The 6,851-nt window shown below is 67.8% G+C and carries 7 protein-coding genes; 4 read left to right on the forward strand and 3 right to left on the reverse strand.

What is annotated here, in order from left to right; genetic code table 11:
* Positions 1-554, reverse strand: a 554-nt coding sequence (wrbA, locus tag G3N62_RS33555; RefSeq protein ID WP_206141461.1) for an NAD(P)H:quinone oxidoreductase, incomplete at its 3' end; no start/stop codon positions are given.
* Positions 555-699: 145 nt separating this feature from the next.
* On the opposite strand from wrbA, the gene G3N62_RS33560 reads away from it, so the two are divergent.
* A complete protein-coding gene (locus G3N62_RS33560) occupies positions 700-2,031 on the forward strand; it encodes a YihY family inner membrane protein (protein ID WP_034191156.1) in 1,332 nt (443 codons plus the stop codon).
* A 16-nt stretch (positions 2,032-2,047) separates the two neighbouring features.
* On the opposite strand, the gene G3N62_RS33565 is transcribed toward G3N62_RS33560, so the two are convergent.
* Positions 2,048-2,365, reverse strand: a complete 318-nt coding sequence (locus G3N62_RS33565; RefSeq protein WP_034191155.1) for an Mpo1-like protein — start codon at positions 2,363-2,365, stop codon at positions 2,048-2,050.
* A 159-nt stretch (positions 2,366-2,524) separates the two neighbouring features.
* Here G3N62_RS33565 and G3N62_RS33570 point away from each other — a divergent pair, with 159 nt between their 5' ends.
* The 3 genes from G3N62_RS33570 to aroC all read left to right on the forward strand — a co-directional run bounded on the left by G3N62_RS33570 (position 2,525) and on the right by aroC (position 6,397).
* Positions 2,525-2,980, forward strand: coding sequence for a CBS domain-containing protein (locus G3N62_RS33570; RefSeq protein ID WP_006488504.1), 456 nt, complete (start codon positions 2,525-2,527; stop codon positions 2,978-2,980).
* Between the two features lie 139 nt (positions 2,981-3,119).
* Positions 3,120-5,054: an MFS transporter gene (locus G3N62_RS33575; protein ID WP_034191154.1), complete on the forward strand. Its 1,935-nt coding sequence runs from the start codon at positions 3,120-3,122 to the stop codon at positions 5,052-5,054.
* 242 nt (positions 5,055-5,296) lie between these two features.
* Positions 5,297-6,397 (forward strand): chorismate synthase, encoded by a 1,101-nt coding sequence (aroC, locus tag G3N62_RS33580; RefSeq protein ID WP_034191153.1) that lies wholly within the window; start codon positions 5,297-5,299, stop codon positions 6,395-6,397.
* Between the two features lie 134 nt (positions 6,398-6,531).
* Here the strand turns inward: aroC and G3N62_RS33585 are convergent.
* A partial coding sequence (locus tag G3N62_RS33585; RefSeq protein ID WP_206141340.1) for a 4Fe-4S dicluster domain-containing protein occupies positions 6,532-6,851 on the reverse strand: 320 nt, incomplete at its 5' end.

Consider the following 6,851-nt stretch of genomic DNA (forward strand, 5'->3'; position numbering starts at 1 on the left):
TCGGCGGCGAGCGCCTTTTCGTCCGCGGACAGCCCGCCGGGCGCGCTACGGTCGTGCTGCGCGACATGCGACGCGCCGTACGGCGTGCCGCCGGTGCGCGTCGTGCTGAGCGCCGATTCGGTGTACGGGATCCCGACGATCATCATCCCGTGATGCAGCAGCGGCAGCATCATCGACAGCAGCGTCGATTCCTGGCCGCCGTGCAGGCTGCCCGTCGACGTGAATACGCTCGCCGGCTTGCCGGTCAGCGCCCCCGACAGCCATTGCGGCGTCGTGCCGTCGAGGAAATACTTGAGTGCCGCGGCCATGTTGCCGAAGCGCGTCGGCGAGCCGAGCGCGAGGCCCGCGCACTCCTCGAGGTCGCGCAGTTCCGCGTACGGCGGGCCGTCGGCGGGGATGTCGGGGGCGGTGGTTTCGCAGACGGTCGACACGGGCGGCACGGTGCGGATGCGCGCCTGCATGCCCGGCACGCTGTCGATGCCGTTCGCGATCGCGAGCGCGAGATCGCGCGTGGCGCCGTGACGGCTGTAATAGAGGACGAGGATGTCTTTCATGGGCGACGGAGCCGCATGCGGCCGCGCGCGCGCCCGGTGCAGTCGGCCCCTGCTGGAATCGAGCGGCTATTATAGGGGCTGAAGCCGTCGCGCAGCGCGGCGGCGGCGCGCCGAGAGGCGCGCGGCATCAAGAAGGAGAAGCCGTTTGCCGAAGTTGAGCGTCGATCTCGACACCCTCAAGCGCCTCGCGCAGTTCGCGGCCCGGCGCAGCGCCGAGGATCGCATCCCGCAAGTGGCGGGCAGCCTGACCTTCACGACGATGCTGGCCCTCGTGCCGCTCGTGACGGTCGCGTTCGCGCTGTTCACCGCGTTCCCGATGTTCGCGTCGTTCCAGATCTCGCTGCAGGGGTTCCTCGCGGATCACCTGATGCCCGCGCAGTTCAACATCCAGATCTTCAAGTACCTGAACCAGTTCGCGTCGAAGGCCAAGGGGCTGACCACGGCCGGCCTGATCGTGCTGGTCGTCACGTCGGTGATGACGATGATGACGATCGAATCGGCGTTCAACCTGATCTGGCGGGTACGCAAGCCGCGGCCGTTCGCGCAGCGCGTGCTCGCGTACTGGGCGCTGATCACGCTCGGGCCCTTGCTGTTCGGCGTGAGCCTGTCAATCTCGTCGTACCTGTTCACGCAGTCGCTCGCGTTCACCGGCGCGGCGCCGACCACGTCGATCGTCGAATGGCTGCTCGCGCTCGCGTCGCTGCCGCTGACGGTGCTCGCGTTCACGCTGCTGTACGTGTACCTGCCGAACTGTACGGTCGCCTGGCGCGACGCGGTGATCGGCGGGCTGTTCGCGGCCGTCGCGTTCGAGCTGGCCAAGCGCGGCTTCGGCTACTACGTGCGGCGCATTCCGACCTATACGGCCGTCTACGGCGCGTTCGCGGCGCTGCCGGTGTTCCTGCTGTGGGTGTACCTGAGCTGGTTCATCGCGCTGCTCGGGGCGATGGTGGCGTCCGCGCTGCCGGCGATCCGCGTCGGCCAGTTCCACCGCATCCACTATCCGGGCAGCGACCTGCTCGACGCGCTCGAGCTGCTCGCGCGGCTGGCGGAGGCGCGTGCGGCCGGCAAGCGCGGCTATACGGCGATGCGGCTCGCGACCATGTTGCGCTGCGACATGGAAACCGCGCAGCGGCTGCTGACGACGATGGAGGAGCGGGAGTGGATCGCGCGGCTCGACGGCGGCGCCGAGACCACGCCGCGCTACATCATGCTCGCGAACCCCGAGCAGCTGACGCTCGCGCAACTGTTCGACGTGCTGGTGATCGACCGCGCGGAGCTGACCTACCAGCTGGAGCGGCGGCGCAGCCACGTCGAGGGCGCGGCCCTGCTCGCGGTGCTGTCGAGCGATCGCTTCGACGTGTCGCTTGCGACGCTGATCGCCGCGCACCGGCTCGCGGGCGCGCAGCCGGCGGGGAACGCCGGGCAGGCGCCAGGCGCCGTGCCCGACCCGCACGCGCGGCCGCCGCGGCCCGCGTGACGGCGGGGCCGGCGGGCTACAGCGGGATCTTGCCGGTGCAGATGTCCTTGAACATCACCCAGTCGCCCATCAGGCTGTAGATCGGGTGCCGGAACGTGGCCGGGCGGTTCTTCTCGAAGAAGAAGTGCCCGACCCACGCGAAGCCGTAGCCGCAGACGATCGCCGCCGGCAGCCACAGCCAGTTGCCGGTCGCGATCGCCATCGCGACGCAGCCGATCACGCCGAGCGAGCCGATGAAGTGCAGCCGGCGCGACGTCAGGTTCTGGTGTTCGTTCAGGTAATACGGGTAGAAATCGGCGAAGCGGGCGAACTGCTCCGAATGCGTATGCGCCATCGCTGCCTCCTCGGGCCGCTGTCGATGGCTTCATTGTGCGGCGGGCGGCCCATGTCCGCAAGCGGGGGCGGGGCCGCCGCGCCGGGGCCGCGCTTTCCTTTTGACAGGCTTTCCGATAGGATCGAAAGAGATTTTGCATTCAAGCATGAGGGGACTACGATGCGCGTCAGCGATATTCTGAAAGTGAAGGGCAACACGCTGTTTACGGTGACGCCCGATAAGCCGCTGCGCGAAGCGGTCGATACGATGGCCGAACACGATATCGGTTCGCTCGTCGTGATGGAGTACGGCGATCTCGTCGGGATGCTGACGTTCCGCGAGATCATCCTGCGCCTGCACGTGAACGGCGGCGCGATCGGCGACGTCCAGGTGCGCAAGGTGATGGACGAGCCGCTCACGTGTACGCCGGAAACCGACGTCAACGAAGTGCGCCGGATGATGCTCGAGCGTCACGCACGCTACATGCCGGTGCTCGACAAGAAGGTGTTGATGGGCGTCATTTCGTTCTACGACGTCGCGAAGACGGTCGTCGAGGCGCAGAGCTTCGAGAACCGGATGCTGAAGGCGTACATCCGCGACTGGCCGGAATCGGAAGCCGAAGCGCACAAGCCGTGAACCGCGCCGCGCCCGGCACCTCGATGCATGGGCGCCGCCATCCGGCATGCGGCGGCGCAGGCTTGTCCTGCGCCGCCTTTTTTTCAACGACAACACGAGGCCCGCGCAGCTTCGCCGAGACGACGCGCGCGTATTCCGCATGAGCGATCACACGCAAGCCACTTCGGAGCGGCGCGACGAACGGCGTGCCCACGCGTCGCAGTTCGACCTGCTGCGCGAGCGCCGTTTCGCCCCGTTCTTCACGACCCAGTTCCTCGGTGCGCTGAACGACAACGTCTTCAAGATCGGCTTCACGTCGCTCGTCACCTATCACACCGCGCGGTTCGCCGGCGTCGACGCCAAGACGGCCGCGTTCCTGATTTCCGCGATCTTCATCCTGCCGTTCGTGCTGTTCTCGGCGACGTCCGGCCAGATTGCCGACAAGTACGACAAGGCGACCCTCACGCGCTTCGTGAAGACCTTCGAGATCGTGCTGATGCTCGTCGGTGCCGCCGGCTTCGTCACGCACAGCGCGACGCTGCTGTATCTGTGCACGTTCATGATGGGGATGCACTCGACGCTGTTCGGGCCCGTCAAGTATTCGTACCTGCCGCAGCATCTCGGCGAGCATGAGCTGGTCGGCGGCAACGGCCTCGTCGAAATGGGCACGTTCATCGCGATCCTGATCGGCACGATCATCGGCGGCGCGGCCGCCGGCATCGAAGGCGCCGGCGAACGCGTGCTCGCGGTGAGCGTCGTCGTGATCGCGCTCGCGGGGCGCCTCGTCGCGCAGCGCGTGCCGTCGACGCCGGCGCCGCAGCCCGATCTCGTGATCAACTGGAATCCGGTCAGCGAAACGTGGCGCAACCTCGGGCTGGCGCGCCAGAATCGCACCGTGTTCCTCAGCCTGCTCGGCATCTCGTGGCTGTGGTTCGTCGGCGCGACCTTCCTCACGTCGTTCTTCAATTTCGCGAAGGACGTGCTGTCCGCGAGCCCCGACGTCGTCACGATCCTGCTCGCGACGTTCTCGGTCGGCATCGGCCTCGGCTCGCTGCTGTGCGAGCGGCTGTCGCAGCGGCGCGTCGAGATCGGTCTCGTGCCGCTCGGCTCGATCGGCATCAGCGTGTTCGCGATCGAGCTGTATTTCGCGAGCCGCGCGCTGCCGTCGCCGGGCCATCTGCTGTCGGTCGGCGAATTCCTGGCCGGCGCGCGGCACTGGCGCATCCTCGCCGACCTGTTCCTGCTCGCGATGTTCGGCGGCTTCTACAGCGTGCCGCTGTACGCGCTGATCCAGAGCCGCAGCGCGCCGACGCACCGCGCACGGATCATCGCCGCGAACAACATCCTGAACGCGCTGTTCATGATCCTGTCGGCCGTGATGGCGATGGGGCTGACCAAGGCCGGTGTCGACATCCCGGGGCTGTTCCTCGCCACCGCGCTGCTGAACGTGATCGTCGCGACGTACATCTACCTGCTCGTGCCCGAGTTCCTGCTGCGTTTCGTCGCGTGGGTGCTCGTGCACACCTTCTACCGGATCCGCCTCGTGCACGCGGAGCGGATCCCGGCGGAAGGCGCGGCCGTGCTCGTGTGCAACCACGTCAGCTACGTCGATGCGCTCGTGCTGGCGGCCGCGAGCCCGCGCCCGATCCGTTTCGTGATGGATCACCGGATCTTCAAGACGCGCTTCGCGAGCTGGGTGTTCCGGCATGCGAAGGCGATCCCGATCGCGCCGCGCCACGAGGATCCGGCGATGCTCGCGCGCGCGTACGACCTGTGCGAGGCCGCGTTGAAGGACGGCGAGCTCGTGTGCATCTTCCCCGAGGGCAAGCTGACCAAGACGGGCGACATCAACACGTTCCACCACGGCATCACCGAGATCCTGAGCCGCACCCCGGCACCGGTCATCCCGATGGCGCTGCGCGGGCTGTGGGGCAGCTATTTCTCGCGGCATTCCGATGCGCGGATGCCGCGCCCCATCAAGCGCGGCGTGATGAGCCGGCTCACGCTGGCAGTCGGCGAGCCGGTCCCGGCGTCGGTCGCGACGCCCGAGTCGCTGCAGGCGGCGGTGACCGAGCTGCGCGGCGCGCGGAAGTAGGCGGGCGCCGGCCGGCGCCGTGCCGGCATGCGGCTGCTGTCCGGGTGGAACGGGCTGCCGGCCGCCCCCATCGGGCCGCACCGGCACGTACCGTGCGCCCTGACCGGCGTGTCACGCGTCCCGCGGTTCCGGGACGGCTGGCATAATAGCGGTTTACCTCTTTTTCTCGACCGGCAAACGATCGATCTGCCCGCGGCACGGCAGCGCATCGGTTTGCCCATTTATCTTTGGGCGGTTCCATCATGTCCGGCAATACTCTCGGCACGCTTTTCACTGTCACGACCTTCGGCGAATCGCACGGTCCCGCGATCGGCTGCGTGATCGACGGCTGCCCGCCGGGAATGGGGCTGACCGAAGCCGACATCCAGCTCGAGCTCGACCGCCGTAAGCCCGGCACGTCGCGGCACGTGACGCAACGGCAGGAGGCCGACGAGGTCGAGATCCTGTCGGGCGTGTTCGAAGGCGTGACGACCGGCACGCCGATCGCGCTGCTGATCCGCAACACCGACCAGCGCAGCAAGGACTACGGCAACATCGTCGAGACGTTCCGTCCCGGCCATGCCGATTACACGTACTGGCAGAAGTACGGCATCCGCGACTACCGCGGCGGCGGCCGCTCGTCCGCGCGGCTGACCGCGCCGCTCGTCGGCGCGGGTGCCGTGGCGAAGAAGTGGCTGCGCGAGCGCTTCGGCGTCGAAGTGCGCGGCTACATGAGCAGCCTCGGCGAGATCGACGTGCCGTTCGTCGACTGGTCGCACGTGCGCGAGAATCCGTTTTTCTCGCCGAATGCGGCGGTCGTGCCGGAGCTCGAGGCGTACATGGATGCGCTGCGCAAGGAGGGCGATTCGATCGGTGCGCGCATCGACGTCGTCGCGTCGGGCGTGCCGGTCGGCTGGGGCGAGCCCGTGTTCGACCGTCTCGATGCCGATATCGCGAAGGCGATGATGAGCATCAACGCGGTGAAGGGCGTCGAGATCGGGGCGGGCTTCGACAGCGTCGCGCAGCGCGGCTCCGCGCACGGCGACGAGTTGACGCCAGGTGGTTTCGTCGGCAACCATGCGGGCGGCGTGCTCGGCGGGATTTCGACGGGGCAGGACATCACCGTGTCGATCGCGATCAAGCCGACGTCGAGCATCCGCACGCCGCGTCGTTCGATCACGAAGGCAGGCGACGAGGCGACGGTGGAAACGTTCGGCCGTCACGATCCGTGCGTCGGCATTCGTGCGACGCCGATCGCCGAGTCGATGCTCGCACTGGTGTTGATCGATCACGCGCTGCGCCATCGCGCACAATGCGGCGACGTCGAGACGTCGACGCCGAAGATCGCCGGTAGCGCGACCTGACACAAGCGGGCGGGGCGCGGCGCGCCTCGCGAACGCGCAGGGAAGGCAAAACGGGGCGCTGCTTCAGGCAGCGCCCCGTTTCGTTCGTGGCGACCGACAAAAACGCGCTGCTCGCGGCGGCGCGTCGTGGCGGATTACATGTTCGGGTAATTCGGCCCGCCGCCGCCCTCGGGCGTGACCCACACGATGTTCTGCGTCGGGTCCTTGATGTCGCAGGTCTTGCAGTGCACGCAGTTCTGCGCGTTGATCACGAGGCGATCGCTGCCGTCGTCGTTCTTCACGAACTCGTACACCGCCGCCGGACAGAAACGCCCCTCCGGTCCCGCGTACGTGCGCAGGTTCACGTTCACCGGCACGCTCGCATCCTTCAGCGTCAGGTGCGCCGGCTGGTTCTCCTCGTGGTTCGTGTTCGAGATGAACACCGACGACAGCCGGTCGAACGTCAGCTTGCCGT

This window comes from Burkholderia sp. Tr-20355 (assembly GCF_017104685.1).
In the GTDB taxonomy this organism is placed as follows: Bacteria; Pseudomonadota; Gammaproteobacteria; order Burkholderiales; family Burkholderiaceae; genus Burkholderia; species Burkholderia seminalis.

Excerpts from the sequence above, each read along its gene's own strand:
- G3N62_RS33575 (WP_034191154.1), top strand. The coding sequence starts at position 3,120 with ATGAGCGATCACACGCAAGCCACTTCGGAGCGGCGCGACGAACGGCGT.
- G3N62_RS33565 (WP_034191155.1), bottom strand. The coding sequence starts at position 2,365 with ATGGCGCATACGCATTCGGAGCAGTTCGCCCGCTTCGCCGATTTCTAC.
- G3N62_RS33570 (WP_006488504.1), top strand. The coding sequence starts at position 2,525 with ATGCGCGTCAGCGATATTCTGAAAGTGAAGGGCAACACGCTGTTTACG.
- aroC (WP_034191153.1), top strand. The coding sequence starts at position 5,297 with ATGTCCGGCAATACTCTCGGCACGCTTTTCACTGTCACGACCTTCGGC.